The sequence below is a fragment of the Streptomyces sp. NPDC058239 genome (genome assembly GCF_042882185.1).
Taxonomy (GTDB): Bacteria; Actinomycetota; Actinomycetes; order Streptomycetales; family Streptomycetaceae; genus Streptomyces.
The window spans coordinates 85,390-103,612 of the sequence record NZ_JBHVWS010000025.1 but is presented as its reverse complement, the minus strand read 5'-3'; the positions used below and the strand labels follow the sequence as shown (position 1 = coordinate 103,612).

Here is an 18,223-nt window from a genome sequence, read left to right as displayed (position 1 = left end):
GTCTTCTTGGCGCGGCATGCATCAGGCTGGACGGATGGTGACTTCGGAGGATCGCCGTTCCATTCGGCCCAGACAACAGCCGCTCCGCATGCGGCAACAGCGGGAGCCGGGCAATGTGGAGGGCGGAGCCCGCCCGGGAGCCCTTCGCACGTCGACCGGGCGGGCCATGCGCCGCTGCGAGTCCTTTCCCTCCCCGGCCCGGCCCTGCGCGGGAAAGCTCTGTTCCACAGGCAGAGGTTCTGGCCCGAGTTCTGCGGTGGGCCAACAGCGCGTATCCGAGCCCGGCCCATGGTGAAACCCGCTGGAGTCAGCGCAGGCCACCGCGAAGACGGCGCCCTTGGCGGCAGTGAGCGCGCTTCGAGGTCGTACGGGCTTGTCCGGCGGGCGGTTCCGGATGGGAGGTACTTGGCTGTGCGCCACCGCACCGCTCCGTCGACGACATGGAACTGCTGGACCGACAGAGCTGTCGCAGCGTCCGCACGGTCGGCAGTTCGCGGAGCCAGGAGGGCGCGAGCGGATCACGAACCTGCCGGAGTAGCTCCATGGCATCCGAACCGAACTCTGCGGCGGACACCTCTGGACAGCCGGTAGTCCTCGGCTCGGCGTCCGTATCGGTCGATTCACTCAGCGGGGATCCACTCGGCGAGCCAGTCCTGGCCCGCTGCGGCGGGCGCGTTGAGAGCGCATCGCAGTGTCTCGACGGCGAGTTCCATGCGGTTGATTTCTCGTGTTGCGGCGAGGACGTGGGTGGAGTCCGTGCGCTGACGGCCACCGGCCCGAGGGAGGCCGTGTTCGCGGCAGCGGTTCAGGAGCACTTCCATGAGCGTACTTCGGCGCCCTCCGGCGACAACGCGATCACGGAACTCGCTCAGCACGGAGCAGTCGAACCCGGGATCGGACAGCTCCAGGTTGAGGGCGTACTTCCAGTCGGTCCGACCCCGTACCGGGTCAGCCGACTGCCGGTCCGACAGTCCCCCGACGAACTGCAACACGAGCGCCAGGTCGAGCGTCGCCGACGGAGGCCCTGGACACCCAGGGCGGGGAAACAGGTTGGAGAACTGCTCGTCCGCGAACAGTTGTCCCAGCTCATCACGCACACGGATCGCCAGGCTGCCCTTGGGAAACGCAGCCTTCGCCACCAATGCCGTGCCCGCGGAACCTCACTCACGACGCCGCTTCGAAGCGGCACCGAGCCCCCACACGCGAAACGACCCCTGGTCCAGTCACCCAACGAAGTGAATGGACCAGGGGCCTCTCTTCGCTTCGGATTCGCCAACAGTGTCGGCCCACGGCCGTTTCGGGGCGCAGCTGTCGACTCAGACCGTGTCCGTCATGGTCGAACGTTCTCAGGGACGGGTGCACTCAGCCCATGGCGTCGGTCGCCTCGGGGCTGTGAGCGATCCGGTTCTGCTGGAGGTCCTTGCAGTAGGGGACGGTCCCGGTCTGGACTACGTACCTTGCCGAGATCCATGCCTGCTCGTCACGCAGCAGGTACCAGACGCTGTTGTCGGCGATGTTCTGCGCACGGACCTTGCATCGCAGGCCCACTTGATCGGCGTACTGGAGGATGCCCACCGCCGACGAGTCGGTGCTGGGGTACTGCCGCTCGTTCACCCCATTCTGGCTGATCACCGTGGCGTAGGGCTCCACGGGAACAGAAGCCTGAGCGGGAGCCGCGGCGGCCAGCAGCGGAGCACCGAGCACGACGACTGCGGCAGCGCCCGAGCCTACGGCGATGCGCCGAGCGCGCCTCTCCAAGATCTTCAACATGACCATTCCTCTCGCTCATTCCTGACTCTGGATCACATCCGATCACTCATCGGGTCATACGCCCTGCACCCTGTGCTGTGGCAGCGTATTGATCCCCCGAAAAGACGATGGCAATCAGGCGAGCGGGCCCCCGCTTCGGGATCGTGGTCGGGCTCTGAGCCGTACCGGTGTTGGCGACGGGCGGCACCGCTGCCTGCTCGTGCTGATTCTCACCTCGCTGCCCACAGCGATTCTCACTTTGCTGTCGTGGTGATGTCAGGCGATGGTCCGCAAGGCGATCGCAGACCGGATCCCGTTCCGTTGGGTGAGCGCGGACGCGGCCTATGGCTTCAGCGGCCCGGTCACCTCATAGGTCAAGAAGGACATCGGTGGTGGGGATGCTGCAGCATGGCAGGGCTTCACCTGAGGCGGGACTCTCCAGGGGGTGCGTCGTGTACTGGACCTGGCCGGTGAGCAGGGGAGTGGTGCAGGTATGGCATACCCCGGTGCGGCAGGACCAGCGCGTGGGGATGTCGCATGCCTCCGCCAGCTCCAGCAGTGTTGCGTACTGGTCCGACCAGCGGGTGGACAGTCCGCTGCGGGCGAAGGTGACGAAAGGCCCTGTGCCCTGAGGACCGGGCGGCTGGTGAGGACGCGCGGGACCTGGGCCGGTGATGCCGGGGTTGATGGCCGCCGGCGCTCCGAAGATCTCGGTATGGATGTTCGACTCGCTCAGCCCCGCCAGCTGGAGAGCAGATGTCACGTCCGACATGAAGCCCGCAGGGCCGCACAGGTAGGCGTGCGCATCGGCGGGGACGCCCAGCTCCCGGATACCTTCATTGGTCATATGTCCGTGCGTGATGCCCGGCTCCCCGGCGACCTCGAGATTCGGGGTGGTGTAGTAGATGAAGGCGCGGGCGTTGGGCAGCCGGGCGAGCAGCTGCCGGGCTTCTTCTGCGAAGGCGTGCTGCCCGTGGTTGCGCGCGGTGTGTGCCCACCACACGGCGCGGGAGCTGTGCTCGCGGGCCAGCTGGTGCAGCATCGCCAGAACGGGGGTGACGCCGATGCCCGCCGAGAACAGTGCCACGGGCGTGTGGTCATCGGCCAACACGAACGTCCCGCGAGGGGCGGCCACTTCGATGACGTCGCCTCTGTTCAGGCGGGTGTGGAGGTAGGTGCTGACCGTGCCGCGGTCTTCGCGTTTGACGCTGATCCGGTACTCGGCGGCACCGGGGGCAGAGGACAACGAATACGAACGCACCAGGCTGGTCTCGCCCTCTCCGGGGACTCGTACGCTCAGGTACTGGCCGGCCATGGCCGGGGGCAGTGGCTGGGAGTCCATGGCCTGCAGGTAGAACGAGGACACCGTGGGGGTCTCGGGGACGACCTGGGTCACGCGCAGTTGCCTGAAGCCCTTCCACCCCGGCGCGGCGGGTGAGGGACGGGGCGGCTGGTCGAGCCGGCGGCTCATGTCCTGGAAGGACTGCTGCCATCCGGGACTGAGTGCCTCGATACTCAAGGCAGTGCGCAGTTTGGCCGGGTCGGGACCCGGGAGATAGAGCAGAGCATCGGTATCGGCGACGGTGAGTGACCCCTTGCCGGTGCGGGTCCGTGTGATCCGGTCTCCCGCCTTGACCCTGCCCTCGGTGATGACGCGGAGGTAAAAGCCGGGCCGGTGGTGGGCGACCAGCAGGGAGGCCATGCGCGGCTCGTGCAGCCGCATGCCGACGCGGTAACAGGTCACACGTGGCTGAGTGACCTCGAATTCGGCTTCGCCGATGCGGTACCGGTCGCCGATGCACACGTCGTCGTCCGCCAGCCCGTCGACGGTGAAATTCTCCCCGAACTGGCCAAACTCGAGATTGTCGCGCTCAAGAACCTTGCTCCAGTACGCGTAGGACTGCCTCTGGTAGACGAGGACTGCCCTCTGCTCCCCGCCGTGGCCCTGCAGGTCGCCCTGGCCGTCTCCGTCGATGTTGAGGCGGCGCACCATCTGGGGGCCGTCGACGGGATACTTCCACGCTCCCGTGTGTACCGCCCTGCCGCGCCAGCGCACGTCCTTCGGCAGTCCCACATTGACTGAGAGCAGGGTCGCCTCGCCATTTCATCCTCCCGGTGCGGCGCCTTCGCACGATGAAACTGGTCACCTGAAACATGCTGCTCGAATCGATCGGACCTCTCCCGGCCGATGGGGAGGCCTCCATCTCCAGATCATCGAGTCTAGTGGTCAGACTGATCAGCGCCCCGCCTCGCAATATGAATCGTTGAACGGCCCGGGCCACATTCTGCGAATGGCTACTGTTCGGGCACCGGAATGCAAGGTAGCTCTCGTCGACATGGCCGCGGTGACGAAAGCGGCCGAGGCCCCGCACCTGATTCGGTTTCAGCGGGAGAGGACCTCATCGGCCCCCAGGCCTCGGTCGATCCCGTGGGGCATCACCTGCTGGCCCGGCTCAAGGCGCAGCCGCTCACCGTCGAGGTAGACCTCGACCTTGTCGGGCTCGAAGGAGACCAGATCGTCGACCCGCCCGACCTCGGGGTAGGCCTCGCGGTACGACCACGCCGCCCGCTTGGACTCGCCGATGTCGTAGTAGCTGGCCAGCCCCTTGTAGGGGCAGAAAGTCTGGCCCTCGACCGGCGTCAGTTCCTTCTCCTGGATGTCCTCACGCGGCACGTACCACCGCGGTGCGAACCCGGACTCGTAGAGCACCACCGGCTTCGACCGGCGGCCGGTATGCCCGACGCGATGAAGTGGAGCGAACCATCCTGGCGCTCAAGGGCATCCGGGCCGCGGCCACCAGATACGAGAAACGGGCGTATGTCTTTCATGGCACGGTCACCGTTGCTGTCATCCGGCTGTCGGTCCGCTCATGATCCGCTGTCACAGCCGGGCTGTACGCTGCGGACGATCCGAGACCAACTGACCAGAAGGCACGATGAAGCGCATCCCCAGACCGTCGCCCGAAGCGATACTCGCCGCGCTTCCCGAACTCGCTCCATATGCGCGCGACGCAGTCGTGCTGCACCCCGAGCGCGGGAAGCCAGAGGCCGGCAGCAGCTCGATCGGCGGCCCGCTGCTCTGGCCGAGCGACGAGGCGTGGCCCGAGTGCTCCTTGCCCGACGAAGAAAGCCCTGCAGGCGTACCTGCCACACCCATGGTGCCGGTCGCCCAGATCTACCGGCGTGACATGCCGGGACCGTGGTGGCCCGCCGACACCGACCTTTTGCAGATCCTTTGGTGCCCCAATGAACACTGGGATCCTCCGGCCCAGCAGGCCGACGCCAGCCCCGTGCTGGAGGTGCGCTGGCGTCAGGCCGACGATGTGACAAGCCAGTTGACGACCCGGCCGTCGCCCTCGCGGTACGACGAGGACGGATACCTGCCCCAGGCGTGCTCCATCACCGCTGAGTATCTGACCGACTTCCCCTTCCGAGACGAACTGCCCCCAGAGCTCCGGCCGCGGCTGGAGGAACTGGTCCGCGAGACCGGCGACGGCGGCGATGTCATTACCCGCCTCGCGGGCTGGAAACTGGGCGGCTGGCCGACCTGGCACCTGTCGCACCCCACCGTGTTTCGATGCGGTGAGTGCGGCACGGGCATGACGCTGCTGTTCACCGTGGCCAGCGACGACAAGACAGGGGTTGTTGTCGGCAGATGGGGCGACCTGCGAATCTTCACCTGCCCCGCCGACCACCGGCACGCTTTTCAGGCGGACCTGCACTGACTCAGACTCATCACCCGCGCCGCGACCCATCGGACACACTCTGGCCGAGCACTTGCTCGGTGCGAGCGCTCAGCTCCTGCAATAGAGCGGACGTGCTGACGCTCTTCTTCCTCCGAGCCGAGTCTGCTCGGCTTGCGTGCTTCGGCTCGGGAGATGCTCCTCCGTACACTCCAGTGTGCGAGTGTTCGAAGTCCCGACGTGGAAGGAAGGCTCGATGATGTCCGGCGACCGCGACGAGACCGGGCCGGTCTTTCGGCTCGGCTGGCGCGGCACTCACTACCCCGGATCGCCGGTGGACGACCTATGGATGGCCATCGGCAAAGAGCCGGACGGAACCTGGTGGTTCGACGCCTACTTCATCGGACGCGTGCCACTGGGTGGCGGTGCGCCACGGTCCGCCGCGTTCGCCCAGTGGCTGCTGGCAACCCCACCCGAAGGCCGGTACGAGAAGGAGTTCATGCTGATTGATGGCGAGCCACAGAGCGGATTGCAACAGATCGCGGACGGCACCTGGCTGACTGTCGAAGTCCTGATGGGCCGTGAAGAAACCGATGGGCCGGAGTTCCTTCAGGTACTGATGTCCGGCGAGACGCGGGTGCAGCGCCTCGCCTTCGAAGTGTGCGCGCCACTGGAATGCCAGCCGGTACGTCGTTCCGATCTCGAAGACACCGTCGCCCGTCTTCTCACGATCTCCGCTGATGAAAGTCCTGAGGCCAAGGCCTGACCTGCAAGCACGCTGATCAAACCGCGCGGCATCGGGTTTGCCGGAGCCGGCCCCCACACACACGTGAGAGCGAGAGTACGCAAGCCACTGGCGTCGTTCCCGGATTTTACAGTGAGCAGGTAGGTCTGGCCCGTCGGCGAGTAGGACTCCGGACCCGTCGTGTGCTCACGGGGTGGCGCACGGTTACGGCCTGTTTCTTGCGTGGCTGACCATGCACCAACCGATGTCACGACCAGGTCAGAGCCCTAAGCGAGCCGATGGCGGGGGCGGGTGCGACGCTGGGAGGGGGGAAGCCGGTATGGAGCGGGGCGGTGTCATTCAGCCTCGTGACGATTCCGGTCCAGCGCTCCGTAGGGCCCGGTTGCCGATCCAGTCGGAGAGCACTTGGTGGCCGGGGCTTTGAGGCATCTTGTGAACCGTGGGAGGACAGCCCATGAAATACGCATCGGGAAGCAGCGTGACCAAGACCTCGTCCGTGTTGCTCGTGGCGGGTGCTTTGGTTGGATGCTTGTTGGCAGGTACCGGTTCCGGGGCAACGGCAGATGGGGCCGCCCTTGGGCGAGCCCAGGTTGCCGCATGCACGAACACCCAACTCGTCGCGAACAGCGCGCAGCGGATGGAGCCCAGCCAGGTACGGATCACCGTCATCAACCAGGGTCCGAAGCCGTGCGTGCTGAGCGGCTTTCCCACGGTGGCTCTCGCGGGTCAAGGCTCGCCGGACAGGAACAAACCTCTCAATGTCGTCCGGCAGGGCAAGGCGGGGCCAGTACAACTGGCGGTTGGCGGCCGGGCCTCTACGCAACTCTCCTTTACGCCGGTTCTTGGTGAGGCGGGCGGGTACTGCGTCTCCGGCGCCGCGCCTTCCGTCGCGCCCTCGATCGTGGTGGGTGTCGCGGGCGGGAGGCAGCAGCTGGCGCCGGATGACGGTGGCGACTTCGCGCTCTGCGGCAGCACTGTCCGTGCTACTGCCTTTCACGCTGCCGGTTCCTGACGGTCGGAGGGTGCCGTATGGGTCACCGTGTTCGGTCCGGGAGGTGCCCAGCACCACTCCGACAGCCTCGCCATGCCTATGCCGCAGGCTTTCCATGTGGCCTCCCCACCGGAGCAGGGAACCGGCTTCGGGGTTGACCCGGCCGTCCGAGGATGAGCGGGTCACACGCTGCACACCGGCCCGTATCCGCCAGGTTCTAGCCGGCTCGATGCTCACTGGGCTTCAATCACTGGTCCGCTCTTGCTGCACCGTCTCACCTCGCTGTCCGACCTCGCTGGACGGGCCCGCACATCCGGTGGTCCCGGGGATGGTTGATCGTGTGCCGTGGGAGTTCGAGTGGGCGGGTCGGCCAGGGCCGAACCAAACCGCCACGGTGAGCCCGGGCAGGGATGACCCGGCCAAGGAACTCGCAGGGGAGCGTTCCGTTGCCGTGGCGGCGGGCGACGTCGGCGGGCAGGCGTTCAGCCTCGGCCTGGTGGACGAGGTGGCGATGGGCGTCGTGCCTGTGGTCTTCGGCTCAGGCAAACGGTACTTCGGATCGGGCGAAGCCCAGCGCCGAGGACTCCCGGCGGTGGACGTGGACGACCGGGAGCCGCCTGGCTGCTCCACGGCATGAGTTCTGACGCCCGCCTGACCAGTGTCGAGACGGACAGCGCCCGGCAGGCCGTCGCAGCCGCGCACCTCGGCACCGACCCGCGCATAGCCTTCGAGGCGGCCGATGGCGACACCTGCAGCGGACCGCCGCTCGCCCTGGCCTACGTCGACCGTCGACCCGGGAAGTTTCACCGCCTGGACGGCCTTCTCGACCTGCTGGAACCCGGCAGACTCCACGTCGTCGACGACCTGCTGCCACAACCCACATGTCCCAGCGCCCGCCAGTCCGGCGTCGACTTGTTCCTCGCACACCTGACCGATCAGCCAACTTGCTTGCCACTCCCGCGACATGGCCATCCGGGGTACTTATCGGAACCCGCATCTGACGGGCTATCGTGAGCGGCATGTCCGCCCCTGAGCTGATCCGTATCGTGTCCCGCGACTCACCCATGGCCCTCGCTCAGGTGGAGCGCGTCCGTGCCGAGCTGGCCGTGTTCCACCCCGCCACTGCCACCGAAGTCGTCCCCGTCAAGACGACCGGCGACAAATGGATGGGTGACCTCTCCCAGGTCGAGGGCAAGGGCGCGTTCACCAAGGAAGTCGACCAGGCCCTGCTCGCCGGGGAGGCGGACCTCGCGGTGCACTGCGTCAAGGACGTCCCCGCCGACCGACCCCTGCCCGCCGGGACCACCTTCGCCGCCTTCCTCGAACGCGACGACATCCGCGACGCTCTCATCCACCCGGACGGCCTGCAGCTCGACCAGCTCCCGGCCGGCTCCCGGATCGGGACCTCCTCCGTACGCCGCATCGCTCAGTTGGCCGCATCCCACCCGCACCTGGAATGCGTGCCGATGCGTGGCAATGCCAACCGCCGCCTGGAGAAACTCGCCGCGGGCGAGGCCGACGCCCTGCTCCTGGCCGTTTCCGGACTGGAACGCATCGACCGTACCGACGTGATCACCGAGATCCTGTCGCCCGAGGTGATGTGTCCGCCGATCGGAGCCGGGATCCTGGCCCTGCAGTGCCGCGAAGGCGACACCGCGCTGATCGACGCCGTCAGCCCACTCGGCCACCCCGCCACGTACCGTGAGACCACCGCCGAGCGGATGTTCCTCCACGTACTGCAAGGCCACTGCAACAGCCCCATCGCCGGATACGCACAGGTTGAAGGAAACGGCGAGCTGTCGCTACGGGCCAAGGTCTTCACGCCCGACGGCAAGACCGTCCTCAACGCCCACGAATGGGCCGGCCCTCTCGATCCCGCCACCCTAGGTACCTCTGTCGCCGTCAGCCTGCTGCGTCAAGGTGCACGCGAGCTGATCGACGGCATTGCGCACTGACTCGGCGGTGATGGCGCTGCCGGCCGGAACGTGCAGACACGTCTCGGCGACGGCTGAAATGGTGACCCGTAGCGGCGTGTGAGCTCTGATGACTGCCGCAACATTCAGTACTCGGGGTCGGGCGCCCGCATAGGATGCGGCCATGATTCGCGCAGTGGTGTTCGACATCGGAGAGACCCTCACCCGAGACGACCGCTACTGGGCATCCTGGGCCGACTGGCTCGGTGTCCCACGACACACCGTCAGTGCCCTCGTCGGCGCCGTCGTCACCCAAGGTCGTGACAACGCAGAGGCGTTGCGCATGGTTCGTCCGGACTTCGACATCGCCGCCGAATACGCTGCCCGCGAAGCAGCCGGCCAGGGTGAGCACCTCGACGAGACGGACCTCTACCCAGATGTACGCGTTGCTCTCGAAGGACTTCGCAAGCTCGGCATCCGCGTGATCGTCGCCGGGAACCAGACCAGCAAGGCCGGCGAGATGCTCCGCGCGCTCGACCTTCCTGCCGACCTCGTCGCCACCTCAGCGGAGTGGGGTGTCGCCAAGCCGGATGCGGAGTTCTTCCGGCGCGTACTCGCTGCGTCAGGAGCCGCCCCTCACGAGACCGTCTACGTGGGCGACCACCCGGCGAACGACGTCTTCCCTGCCAAGGCTGCAGGGCTGCGGCCCGCCCACATTCGCCGCGGGCCGTGGGGGCACTGGTGGGCCGACGACCCCGACGTCGTTGCCACCGCGGACTGGTCGATCACTTCGCTCACGGACCTGACCAGAATCGTCAACGAGTGACGCAGCCAGACGGCCCCCACCTGAACTCAAGCCCTCGGAGCCGTATGCGTACCTTTGAGACTCGACGCGACCGCCGCAGCCCTCGGTGTGGACCCGTCGGGGCTCGTCGCCGACGGAGAGCATGCATCCACTCGGATGAGTGACGCACTGCCCCCTGTCGGCGGCAATCGCCGCCCATGACGTCGCGGACGACGGGCTCGTCCGGTTGGCTGCCTGAGTGTCGCGGGGTGGGCCGGCCCCATGACGCAGCCGACGAACACCTCGACGCAGCGCGGCCAAGGGGGACGGCATGTAACGAGGTACAGCGTTCGAACCGGGCAGCGTGCGCATCCATGAAGTAGGCGTCGCCGTCGAGAGGCGCATCCTGGCGACCGTCGCTGTGGACGCGCGGAGTCGGATCAGCCGGCCACTTCGAGCGACGCAAGACCGCCGAGGCCCGCGTGGTTGTCGAGAGCAAAACGCATTGCTCAAACACCGGGCCACAATGCACGCTTGTTGCGCACGTCATCGCCGTGTCCAGCGTCCACGTACAAGGCTGTTGACATGGCCGAACTCTCCGAACGGGTTGTCAGCGAAGGGTGGGATGCCAAGCTCGCTGCCGCCCCGAGCGGCCTTGGCCTGAGCCCGCTGCAGGACGTCCGATGCTGCCTCCTGCTGTCGTATGGCTAGTTCTGAATACGGCCCTATTCCGCATTCCGCCCCGGCGTTCACGCACTCCCTGAATCAGGAAGGACAGCACACCATGATCCGCACCATCGACCTCGCTGCCCTCAACACGGCGACCAAGTATCCGTCAATCCCGACCTACCATGTGCTCGATCCGAAGAACGGCGGCCTCATCGAGGAGGCGACCGCGTTCAACGGCGATGTGTACCTCACCGAGAAGGTCGACGGCACCAACGGCCGGATCGTCAGCTTCCCCGGCGGTGACTACGTCCTCGGTAGCAGAGAGGAACTCCTCTACGCCCGGGGCGATCTGATCGGGAACCCCGCCCTCGGTATCGCCGACGCTTTGCGTCCCCTCGCCGACCGCATCACCCCGCCCACCAGCGGCATCCGGGTCCTGTACCTGGAGGTGTACGGCGGCAAGGTCACCGCGGCCAGCCGCGAATACACCAGCAGCCGCGCTGTCGGCTACCGCATGTTCGATGCGGCCGACATCCCGCTCGACGTCCTGGAGTGGCCGCGGGCCCAGCTCTCCGGCTGGCGTGAGGGCGGCGGACAACGGTTCCTCTCCGAGTACGAACTGACCCAGGCCGCCAAGGCCGAGGACATCGAGCTCGTCCCGCGGCTGGCCATGGTGGACGCGGGCGACCTGCCGACTGGCATTGCTGAGATGCAGACGTTTCTCGCCGAGCATCTGCCGACGACCCGCGTGGCCCTGGACGAGGGCGCGGGCGGCCACCCCGAGGGCATCGTGCTCCGCAGCGGCGACCGCTCGGTGATCGCCAAGGCCCGCTTTCAGGACTACCGGCGCACCCTCAAGCGCCGCACCCAGGACGCACGTAGCCGCTGACCTTTTTCTGCGGCCGGCCGCAGTGACGGCGGCCGGGCCCGCGCCCGCGCCCGCGCCCGCGCCTGGCTCGGCCGCGCCGTGAGCGTGCGGGCCGCGCCGATCATCGGCGAACGCCGTCACCAAGTGGGCGGCGGCCTCCGGGCGGTGCACCTGCGGTTGCCGGTGGCGGGCCAGCCACCGCACGTTTGCCTTCAGCACCGCGTCCGATGCCCCAACACGTGCGAAGTCCCGGCCCACCGTCCGGAAGGATGCCGCGGTCACCGCGAACTTCGCCGCATCATCTGCGGATCCGCTCGTCCGCGCGCACGTCCACCACCAGGCCGTGGCGTCGGTGGAGAGCCCTTCCGGCTTGAGAAGCTGATTATGATCCCCGGTTCTGAGTAGCCTTGGGTCCTACGCTGGCGTGGTGTCCAAGGGCGCCGGCGGGCCGGGGGCGCGGCCTGATGCCTTGGTCTGTTCTTCGGCGTGTTGTGCCAGGCAGTGGCGTACGGAACGTTGGTTGTGCAGGCGCCTGGCGGCGGTGCATGGCGGTGCGGGTGAGGCGGAGTGCCCGGCGCGCGGGGCCCATTGGGTGGCCGGTGTCGATCGGCGCTCGAACGCCGTCTTCTGCTCGCGGCGGTGTGTGGTGAGGGCTTGGAGGCGCCGGAAAGAAACGTTCGGCGAGTGGGTACAGTGACCGCATCGCGAACGCAACCTGAGTCCAACTCCGTTCAGAACCCGGTCACTTGCGGTCATTCGTTGTTGTCCCGTCTCATGACACCTTGCCTCCGTCTCACCTGACCTTTTTCGGTTCGCACGCCAGAGACAACGTCACGTGAGGCGGACTCAGGGATGAGCCTGGCGGGCGCCCGCCTGGCTGCGATGACACGCTGCTAGATTCGTTCGTCATGCGATCACGTGAGTACGACCTCGACTTCCGCGACAGGGCCGGGCGGATACGAGCCTGGGGTATCGGTCTGTTGGCTGTGGCGGTGCTCCAGTGGACATGGTGTGCTCTGCTGCTGCTCACGCCGTACGAGGTCGATGAGGAGCCCGGCGACCGTTACCCCGCGGAGTGCGAGTCGAGGTTGTTGACCGAGCGTGGTACGGCCAACGACGGTCTGCAAAGGGGGGATTGGTGTCAGAACGAACGCGACTGGCCCGAAGCCCTGGCTGTGCTCGGGCTTTCCGTGCCGGTGTCGGTCGCTGGTGTGGCGCTCTTCACGAGCGGCAGTGTGAGCAGGCGGATGAGCGCCCACGCGGAGGCGATGTCCGAGCTGGACAAGCTCGCCGACGCACGGAACGCCTAGCCTGCACGGGTCAGCCGGCCGCCGGTTCGGGGGCATCGGCTGGAGCATCGAGGAAATGCCACGGGATCGTGAGACGGGGCCTTGCGCCGTCACCCTGAGACAGCAAAGAAGCCGCCGGTCGGCGAGTCGACCTCTGCCGTGGGCGGGTAGGCCGCACAGCGGCTCGAGCCCTCACGGAAGCGCGGCTGACGGACGACTTCAGGTGAGACCTGGCGGAGTCGGCGTCTCACCTGAAGTCGTCTCGTCGCAGGTCAGGGCGTCGCCCGACCGGCGGCAAGGTCGGATGAGAAGGGACAGTTGTGATCAGTGGTTTACGGTTCGCGAAGGCGGCCAGAACCACGATGAGGGCGCCGAGCACGAGTGGCTGCGAGCCGATGTCGGGCGCAAGCGCGAGCACGAGCATGAGCGTGACCAGCGTCCCGCTCAAGAGGACCAGGCCGGGCCGGTCGACCCCGGCGCCGTCCGACCGGCTCGGCGGATCATGCGGCATCAGCCTGTTCACCAGGATGGTGGCCCCGATGACCGCGATCGTCGGCAGCGCGAACATCCAGTGTCGGGACAGCCCTTCGGCCACGGGCCCGGCCGACAGCGTTCCGGCCATCCCGCCCCCCACGAACAGCCCGCTGACCACCCCGATGGCCACCTTCGACTCTCCCGCGGGGAGGTGCTCGCGCACCAGGATGAACGACAGGGGCAGCGCGCCCACCATCGCACCCTGCAGTACCTGACCGAGCAGCAGCACCGGCAGGTTCGGCGCCAGGGCCGACACCAGACCACCGGCACAGACCACCGCCATCAGCCGGATCAGGACCCGTTTTCCGCCGTAGCGGTCGCCTAACTTGCCCGCGACCGGTGTGACGAGCGCGCCGGTGATGAGGAGCATGATGCTGAGTAACGCCCCTTCGGCGGGACTCATGTCCAGCTCGCGTTGCGGGAGCGGGAGCGTCGGCGTCACCACCGACTCCAGGGCACCGGTGGCGACTGTCAGCATGCCGAGGGCCCCGACAGCGGCCTTATCGATGCGGGCCGGGGAAACCAGAGTTGCGGTCATGGACGTCCTTTCCGTCATTGCCGGGCCGGGGCGGACACAGCGGCCCGCCATGAGCTCGACGCTGCACTACACCGTGCAGTGACGCCCTGGTCACGTTCTCGATGCGCATCGCGACCGACATGCTCGGCTCGGCGGAGTACGCAACGCTGCAACGACTGGTCCGGGCGGAATCCGGCCACCTGCCGCACCAGGGCTACAACTCCATGGCCGACACCCCCGACGAGGCACTCGCGGAGCGGTTCGCCGCCTTCGCCGCGGCCGGGCTGCTCGACGTCCCCGACCCCCGACTCGCGGCCGACCAGTTCATCGCGCTGACCTTCGGCGTCACGCTGGACAGGCTCGGTTCCGCGAATGCCGCGGAGGACACCCGCGTCCGGCCACTCATCGTCGAGGGAGTACGGACCTTCCTACGGGCTTACCGAACCGTGTAGGGGGCTGGGGCAGAAATAAGAACAGTGCACCGTCAGCCCCGGCTACGAAGCCCCGCGCTGCAGTCGGGTTGTCCGGCGGGCTCGCTGGATTCTTCGTCCTGACTGCCCTGCCGGTCGCCATGCCGCTGTTTCTTGCGGCGTGAGCCGCAGCGCTTCGTCTGGGCCTGCGTCATCTTCGGGACCGGCATGCCAACTTTGTTGATGGTGAGGTGCGTCCTGGGGATGCTCCTGTTCATCCCGGCGGCGACGCTGCTGGTGGCTGCTTTTTGTGGCCCCCCACATTCGACCGGGCCTGTAGCGGGCCCCGGCGTGTCGGGAGCGCCGCTGGTATTGGGCGGCCATGCATACCGACACGTGTGTCCCGTCGTGACTATGGCGATGTGGCCATGTGAGGGTGCTTCTGCCGTTGAGGGCCTGATGGGTACGGTTTTGTATCCGACTCCGGGCCGGTAGGCGGGAGCGGATTCACTACCCCAAGAATGCCGCAGTGGTCGCCACGAACTGGTCGGCGTCGTCGAGCCAGGGGTAGTGGCCCGCTCCCGGCTGCACCACGAGTGTGGCATCGGGGAACAGTGCCGCGAACTCGGACGCCGACTGAGGGGGGCTGTTCAAGTCGAACTCTCCCGCGAGGAGCAGGACTGGTGCCTCGCAGTCGGCGAGCGCCGCACGAGTGGTCTCCGGGTCGAAGGCGCCCTCGGCCGCGAAGAGAGCGACAGCTTCCTTGTTGCTCGGCTGGCTGGCCACATGGTGCTTCTGTGCCGCGGCGTCCCAACGACCCCAGAAGAAGGGCGCGATGGCCTCCCAGTCGCCGCCCGTGCCCTCGGTGATCGCCTCCAGGGCGGCGAACGCCGCCGGGAACCACGGTTCTTTCCTCCGAAGCTGCGCGTGCTCGCGTCGCATCTCCCGAGTGATCGCTATACCAACAGCTCGGGGACCGGGACCGATCAAAGCGAGCTTGCTGACGTTCTCCGGGTGCCGGGCCACGTATTGCGTCGCAACATTCGTGCCGGCCGAGTGGCCGAGCAGGTCCATCCGGGGGAGCCCGAGGTGTTCACGCAGCGCCTCGACGTCGGCGACCAGGCGATCGCAGCGGTAGGAAGAGGTGTCCTTGGGGATCGCGGACCGGCCGGTGCCGCGAAGATCCAAAACGATCAGCTGACGGTGCGTGGACAGGCCGCCGAGGTCGCCGAGGTAGAGAGAGTCCGCGGGGCCTCCCGGGAGGCAGACGACTGGGTCGCCGTCTCCGATCACGCGGTAGGCGAGCTGGGTTCCGTCAGGTGCGGAGAAGGTTGGCATGACCTGGATACTGGCAGTCATAACCTAGTTATACAACCTGGTTATGGCTGGTGGAGGCGCTCGGGTATATAACCGAGCTATGGCAGTCGAAGAGGACACGCAGCAGAACCCCGAGGTACTGACGGAGGAACAGGCCGAGCGCATGGTTGCGGGCATGAACGAGGTCATCCGCGCAGGCGAGGAGATGCGGAAGCTGCGTGCCGAAATGATCAGAATCTTCGTCGGCTTCGGCTGGACCCAGGACAGAATTGCCCAGCTCACCGACATGAGTCAGCCCGCCGTGTCCAAGCAGGTGACGAAGTGCAAGGCGGGCGAGCCACCGTCCCCGATGGGGCTCTCCCTCGACCAGCACGACGCCCCATGGCTCGAAGGGCGCCTTTGGGGTCTTGCCGAGGAAATCTCCGAGACCTTCGACACCGCCCGCTGCACCCGCTACGTCAACGCCATCGCCCGGGGGAAGAAGCGATTCACTCCTCAGAACGTCGACGAGCTGCGGCGCCTCCTCGAAGAGGACCTGATGCTGCACCAGGCTGAAATGCCTGGCAGCTACCGGGACGCGTACGACGAGATCAGCCGAGGTCTCGACATTCCCGCGAAGGTCACCACCACCATCACCGCATCAGCCTCCGTGCGTCGCACCCTCGCTTGCCAGATCCAACGCGACCAGCTCAGGAGCGACGACCGAGCCTTGGCGGCCGAATGAGCGGGCGACATCAAAGCTCACCGCTGTTGATCAAGGCCGCAGAGTCATAACGACTCCCTCAGAAACTGACACAGCCGACGACGGGAAATGCGCGCTCGGGCAATTGCATGGCCGGTGCCTCTTTCACCGAGGTCACCGTGTCGCTCTCGTTATGACGGAGGGCATATTGCCGGAGCGGTAGTCGGGCAGTTGATGAACCGCCGAGGGGCGACCGGGGGCTTGCTGGTGGCGGAGTTGCTCGATCTCCTGGTGCTGAGCCGCGAGTTGGGAGACAACGAGGGGCTTGAACTCGGCAGCTCGGCAATGATGGTGTCGCGTGCCGCGAGGCGGGTCTTGACATTCGCGATCTCTGCATCGGCTCGGGGCAAAATCAGCCGCTGCTCATCAGCATGAGCATCTGCTGTCGATACCTGTGTACAAAGCCAACCGGCGCGGCGGCAGCGAACTGGCCGAGCATCAGGCTCTGCTTCTGGAGTGAGAATCACACCGGTTCGTCACTCTTCTGCGCCAGACCGGGGATGCGTCGTGGATCCCGTGGGCGGTGCGGTTAACGTCCCGTCCCATGAGCACCGCGCATCTCCCGCCCGCTGAGTACTACGCCTCCCTGCCCAAGCAGATCGCCGGTGCTGGAGCAATTTTCCATGATGCAGCTGGTCGCATTCTTCTGGTTCAACCGTCCTACGGCGACGGCACCTGGGAGATCCCCGGCGGCGGACTGGACAGGGGAGAGGACCCGCGGCAGGCGGTCCGGCGCGAGGTCAAGGAGGAGCTCGGCATCGATCTCACACCGGGTCGGCTGCTGGCCGTCGACTGGGTACCGGAGCAGGCCGACGGGCGCCCGCCGCTGGCCAACTACCTTTTCGACGGCGGCCTGATCACCGAACACGAGGCGCAGAGACGGATCCAGCTCGACCACGACGAGCTCACCGCTTGGCAGTTGGCCTCCTCCGACCGGTGGGGCACCCTCCTTGCCCCGCACATGGTCCGGCGTCTGCATGCCTGCTCCGGTGCCCTGGCCCAGGGCACCGCTGTCTACCTGCACCACGGATTCGACCCCACTTAACACGAGACCTGATGCCCTGCCACCCTTCCGGTCGGCGTACAGGCAACGACCGACGTGAACACCCCACCGATCCCCATTGCCACCCCGCGCCTGGGACGTGACCGACATCGCCGCCGCTGTCCACGTCCTTGAATTCGACTACTTCGTCCAGGGCCCCAAGGTTGCAGAGGCGGAGCCGGACACCGTGCCAGAATTGCAGCCCCGAGCCGGGGCAGGATCAGCAGTGGAGGGCGGCGAGCGCGGGTCATCGCTGGTCAGACCGAACCCCGGGAGATCTCCGCGCGCTGATCCTTCATCCATCTGTCGGTATCCAGCCGTGACGTGACCGTCGTGACCGCTCCGCCAGTCTCCGAAAAGTTCCGGACCCATATGGTGGAGGGCCGATTCCAGCAGCGCTCCGATGTGCGACAGGGTGGTGTCCTCCTTGCCGCACCAGCCCCGCATCGCCACGCTGCCGGCCGCGACGAACACGGCGACCATCAACTGGGGGCGCATGTCGGAACCACCGGTGTGGATGCCTTCCCGTTCGGCGATGACCTCGGCCAGCCGCGTCTCAAGTCCGCCGGCGCGGCGCAGCAGTTCGGCGCTCAGGCTCGGCGTCCGGTCGATCAGCCGAAGCAGCGACGCATCGACACCGTATGCGCTGCCCTCCTGCAGAGTGCGGAGGACCGTTCCGAACGCCGCGCGCACATGGGACTTTCTTCCTCCGGCCGCGACCGAAGAGCCGTGACCAGAGCGTCCCCGCTCGCGGTCAGCGGGACCAGCACCAGATCCTCCTTGGCGGGGAAATAGCGGAAGACCGTGCGCTGGGAGACCCCCACCGCGTCCGCGATCTGGCCGACGGTGGTCCGTTCATACCCCTGGGCGAGAAAGAGCCTGACCGCCGTGCGCGCCACGTCCTCACGCGTACGCTGCATTTTGCGTGTGCGCAGATTCTGTCCGGGCACGACGGTACTCCTCCTGGAAC

General features: G+C 67.0%; 18 protein-coding genes and 3 pseudogenes. 13 read left to right on the top strand and 8 right to left on the bottom strand.

Annotated elements, in window-relative coordinates; genetic code table 11:
* Positions 1-620 precede the first annotated feature (620 nt).
* The 4 genes from ACFVYE_RS25475 to ACFVYE_RS25460 form a co-directional block, all read right to left on the bottom strand.
* Positions 621-1,097, bottom strand: a complete 477-nt coding sequence (locus ACFVYE_RS25475; RefSeq protein WP_383971656.1) for a transposase — start codon at positions 1,095-1,097, stop codon at positions 621-623.
* Between the two features lie 265 nt (positions 1,098-1,362).
* Positions 1,363-1,770: an SH3 domain-containing protein gene (locus tag ACFVYE_RS25470; protein WP_383971659.1), complete on the bottom strand. Its 408-nt coding sequence runs from the start codon at positions 1,768-1,770 to the stop codon at positions 1,363-1,365.
* 346 nt (positions 1,771-2,116) lie between these two features.
* On the bottom strand, positions 2,117-3,823 hold the full coding sequence (locus ACFVYE_RS25465) for an MOSC domain-containing protein (protein ID WP_389607450.1): 1,707 nt from the start codon (positions 3,821-3,823) through the stop codon (positions 2,117-2,119).
* 309 nt (positions 3,824-4,132) lie between these two features.
* Positions 4,133-4,462 carry a DUF427 domain-containing protein gene (locus ACFVYE_RS25460; protein WP_383971665.1) on the bottom strand — a complete coding sequence of 110 codons (330 nt, stop codon included), beginning with the start codon at positions 4,460-4,462 and terminating at the stop codon, positions 4,133-4,135.
* Between the two features lie 26 nt (positions 4,463-4,488).
* On the opposite strand from ACFVYE_RS25460, the pseudogene ACFVYE_RS25455 reads away from it, so the two are divergent.
* The 10 genes and pseudogenes from ACFVYE_RS25455 to ACFVYE_RS25410 all read left to right on the top strand — a co-directional run.
* Positions 4,489-4,623: pseudogene (locus tag ACFVYE_RS25455) on the top strand (IS5/IS1182 family transposase); the annotation flags it as partial.
* A 62-nt stretch (positions 4,624-4,685) separates the two neighbouring features.
* The gene (locus ACFVYE_RS25450) at positions 4,686-5,474 is read left to right on the top strand and encodes a hypothetical protein (protein ID WP_389607449.1); all 789 of its coding nucleotides are present in this window, start codon (positions 4,686-4,688) and stop codon (positions 5,472-5,474) included.
* 181 nt (positions 5,475-5,655) lie between these two features.
* Complete coding sequence (locus ACFVYE_RS25445) at positions 5,656-6,198, top strand: hypothetical protein (RefSeq protein ID WP_389607448.1); 543 nt, start codon at positions 5,656-5,658, stop codon at positions 6,196-6,198.
* Between the two features lie 433 nt (positions 6,199-6,631).
* A complete protein-coding gene (locus tag ACFVYE_RS25440) occupies positions 6,632-7,189 on the top strand; it encodes a DUF4232 domain-containing protein (RefSeq protein WP_389607447.1) in 558 nt (185 codons plus the stop codon).
* Positions 7,190-7,586: 397 nt separating this feature from the next.
* A pseudogene (locus ACFVYE_RS25435) lies at positions 7,587-7,742 on the top strand (dihydrofolate reductase); the annotation flags it as partial.
* A 59-nt stretch (positions 7,743-7,801) separates the two neighbouring features.
* Positions 7,802-8,182 carry a hypothetical protein gene (locus ACFVYE_RS25430; RefSeq protein WP_389607446.1) on the top strand — a complete coding sequence of 127 codons (381 nt, stop codon included), beginning with the start codon at positions 7,802-7,804 and terminating at the stop codon, positions 8,180-8,182.
* Positions 8,183-8,187: 5 nt separating this feature from the next.
* The gene (gene hemC / locus ACFVYE_RS25425) at positions 8,188-9,123 is read left to right on the top strand and encodes a hydroxymethylbilane synthase (protein WP_383971676.1); all 936 of its coding nucleotides are present in this window, start codon (positions 8,188-8,190) and stop codon (positions 9,121-9,123) included.
* A 142-nt stretch (positions 9,124-9,265) separates the two neighbouring features.
* Positions 9,266-9,907 carry an HAD family hydrolase gene (locus ACFVYE_RS25420; protein WP_383971679.1) on the top strand — a complete coding sequence of 214 codons (642 nt, stop codon included), beginning with the start codon at positions 9,266-9,268 and terminating at the stop codon, positions 9,905-9,907.
* A gap of 742 nt (positions 9,908-10,649) precedes the next feature.
* Complete coding sequence (locus ACFVYE_RS25415; RefSeq protein ID WP_383971682.1) at positions 10,650-11,423, top strand: RNA ligase family protein; 774 nt, start codon at positions 10,650-10,652, stop codon at positions 11,421-11,423.
* An 887-nt stretch (positions 11,424-12,310) separates the two neighbouring features.
* Positions 12,311-12,712 (top strand): hypothetical protein, encoded by a 402-nt coding sequence (locus tag ACFVYE_RS25410; protein WP_389607445.1) that lies wholly within the window; start codon positions 12,311-12,313, stop codon positions 12,710-12,712.
* A 256-nt stretch (positions 12,713-12,968) separates the two neighbouring features.
* On the opposite strand, the pseudogene ACFVYE_RS25405 reads toward ACFVYE_RS25410, so the two are convergent.
* Positions 12,969-13,763, bottom strand: a pseudogene (locus ACFVYE_RS25405) (MFS transporter); the annotation flags it as partial.
* A gap of 101 nt (positions 13,764-13,864) precedes the next feature.
* On the opposite strand from ACFVYE_RS25405, the gene ACFVYE_RS25400 reads away from it, so the two are divergent.
* Positions 13,865-14,194 carry a TetR/AcrR family transcriptional regulator C-terminal domain-containing protein gene (locus ACFVYE_RS25400; RefSeq protein WP_383971691.1) on the top strand — a complete coding sequence of 110 codons (330 nt, stop codon included), beginning with the start codon at positions 13,865-13,867 and terminating at the stop codon, positions 14,192-14,194.
* 468 nt (positions 14,195-14,662) lie between these two features.
* Here the strand turns inward: ACFVYE_RS25400 and ACFVYE_RS25395 are convergent, their stop codons facing one another.
* On the bottom strand, positions 14,663-15,490 hold the full coding sequence (locus ACFVYE_RS25395; protein WP_383971713.1) for an alpha/beta fold hydrolase: 828 nt from the start codon (positions 15,488-15,490) through the stop codon (positions 14,663-14,665).
* A 79-nt stretch (positions 15,491-15,569) separates the two neighbouring features.
* On the opposite strand from ACFVYE_RS25395, the gene ACFVYE_RS25390 reads away from it, so the two are divergent.
* Positions 15,570-16,193 (top strand): sigma-70 family RNA polymerase sigma factor, encoded by a 624-nt coding sequence (locus ACFVYE_RS25390; protein WP_383971694.1) that lies wholly within the window; start codon positions 15,570-15,572, stop codon positions 16,191-16,193.
* Positions 16,194-16,755: 562 nt separating this feature from the next.
* A complete protein-coding gene (locus tag ACFVYE_RS25385; protein WP_389607444.1) occupies positions 16,756-17,256 on the top strand; it encodes an NUDIX domain-containing protein in 501 nt (166 codons plus the stop codon).
* Between the two features lie 138 nt (positions 17,257-17,394).
* Here ACFVYE_RS25385 and ACFVYE_RS25380 read toward each other — a convergent pair whose 3' ends face one another.
* Together ACFVYE_RS25380 and ACFVYE_RS25375 are read right to left on the bottom strand one after the other, a co-directional pair.
* Positions 17,395-17,946: a hypothetical protein gene (locus ACFVYE_RS25380; RefSeq protein WP_383971700.1), complete on the bottom strand. Its 552-nt coding sequence runs from the start codon at positions 17,944-17,946 to the stop codon at positions 17,395-17,397.
* Positions 17,865-18,203 carry a TetR/AcrR family transcriptional regulator gene (locus ACFVYE_RS25375; protein ID WP_389607443.1) on the bottom strand — a complete coding sequence of 113 codons (339 nt, stop codon included), beginning with the start codon at positions 18,201-18,203 and terminating at the stop codon, positions 17,865-17,867. Before ACFVYE_RS25375 ends, ACFVYE_RS25380 begins: the two co-directional genes overlap by 82 nt.
* Between the last annotated feature and the right edge of the window lie 20 nt (positions 18,204-18,223).

Excerpts from the sequence above, each read along its gene's own strand:
- ACFVYE_RS25440 (WP_389607447.1), top strand. The coding sequence starts at position 6,632 with ATGAAATACGCATCGGGAAGCAGCGTGACCAAGACCTCGTCCGTGTTG.
- ACFVYE_RS25390 (WP_383971694.1), top strand. The coding sequence starts at position 15,570 with ATGGCAGTCGAAGAGGACACGCAGCAGAACCCCGAGGTACTGACGGAG.
- ACFVYE_RS25410 (WP_389607445.1), top strand. The coding sequence starts at position 12,311 with ATGCGATCACGTGAGTACGACCTCGACTTCCGCGACAGGGCCGGGCGG.
- hemC (WP_383971676.1), top strand. The coding sequence starts at position 8,188 with ATGTCCGCCCCTGAGCTGATCCGTATCGTGTCCCGCGACTCACCCATG.
- ACFVYE_RS25395 (WP_383971713.1), bottom strand. The coding sequence starts at position 15,490 with ATGCCAACCTTCTCCGCACCTGACGGAACCCAGCTCGCCTACCGCGTG.
- ACFVYE_RS25450 (WP_389607449.1), top strand. The coding sequence starts at position 4,686 with ATGAAGCGCATCCCCAGACCGTCGCCCGAAGCGATACTCGCCGCGCTT.
- ACFVYE_RS25420 (WP_383971679.1), top strand. The coding sequence starts at position 9,266 with ATGATTCGCGCAGTGGTGTTCGACATCGGAGAGACCCTCACCCGAGAC.
- ACFVYE_RS25430 (WP_389607446.1), top strand. The coding sequence starts at position 7,802 with ATGAGTTCTGACGCCCGCCTGACCAGTGTCGAGACGGACAGCGCCCGG.
- ACFVYE_RS25415 (WP_383971682.1), top strand. The coding sequence starts at position 10,650 with ATGATCCGCACCATCGACCTCGCTGCCCTCAACACGGCGACCAAGTAT.
- ACFVYE_RS25385 (WP_389607444.1), top strand. The coding sequence starts at position 16,756 with ATGAGCACCGCGCATCTCCCGCCCGCTGAGTACTACGCCTCCCTGCCC.
- ACFVYE_RS25400 (WP_383971691.1), top strand. The coding sequence starts at position 13,865 with ATGCGCATCGCGACCGACATGCTCGGCTCGGCGGAGTACGCAACGCTG.
- ACFVYE_RS25470 (WP_383971659.1), bottom strand. The coding sequence starts at position 1,770 with ATGTTGAAGATCTTGGAGAGGCGCGCTCGGCGCATCGCCGTAGGCTCG.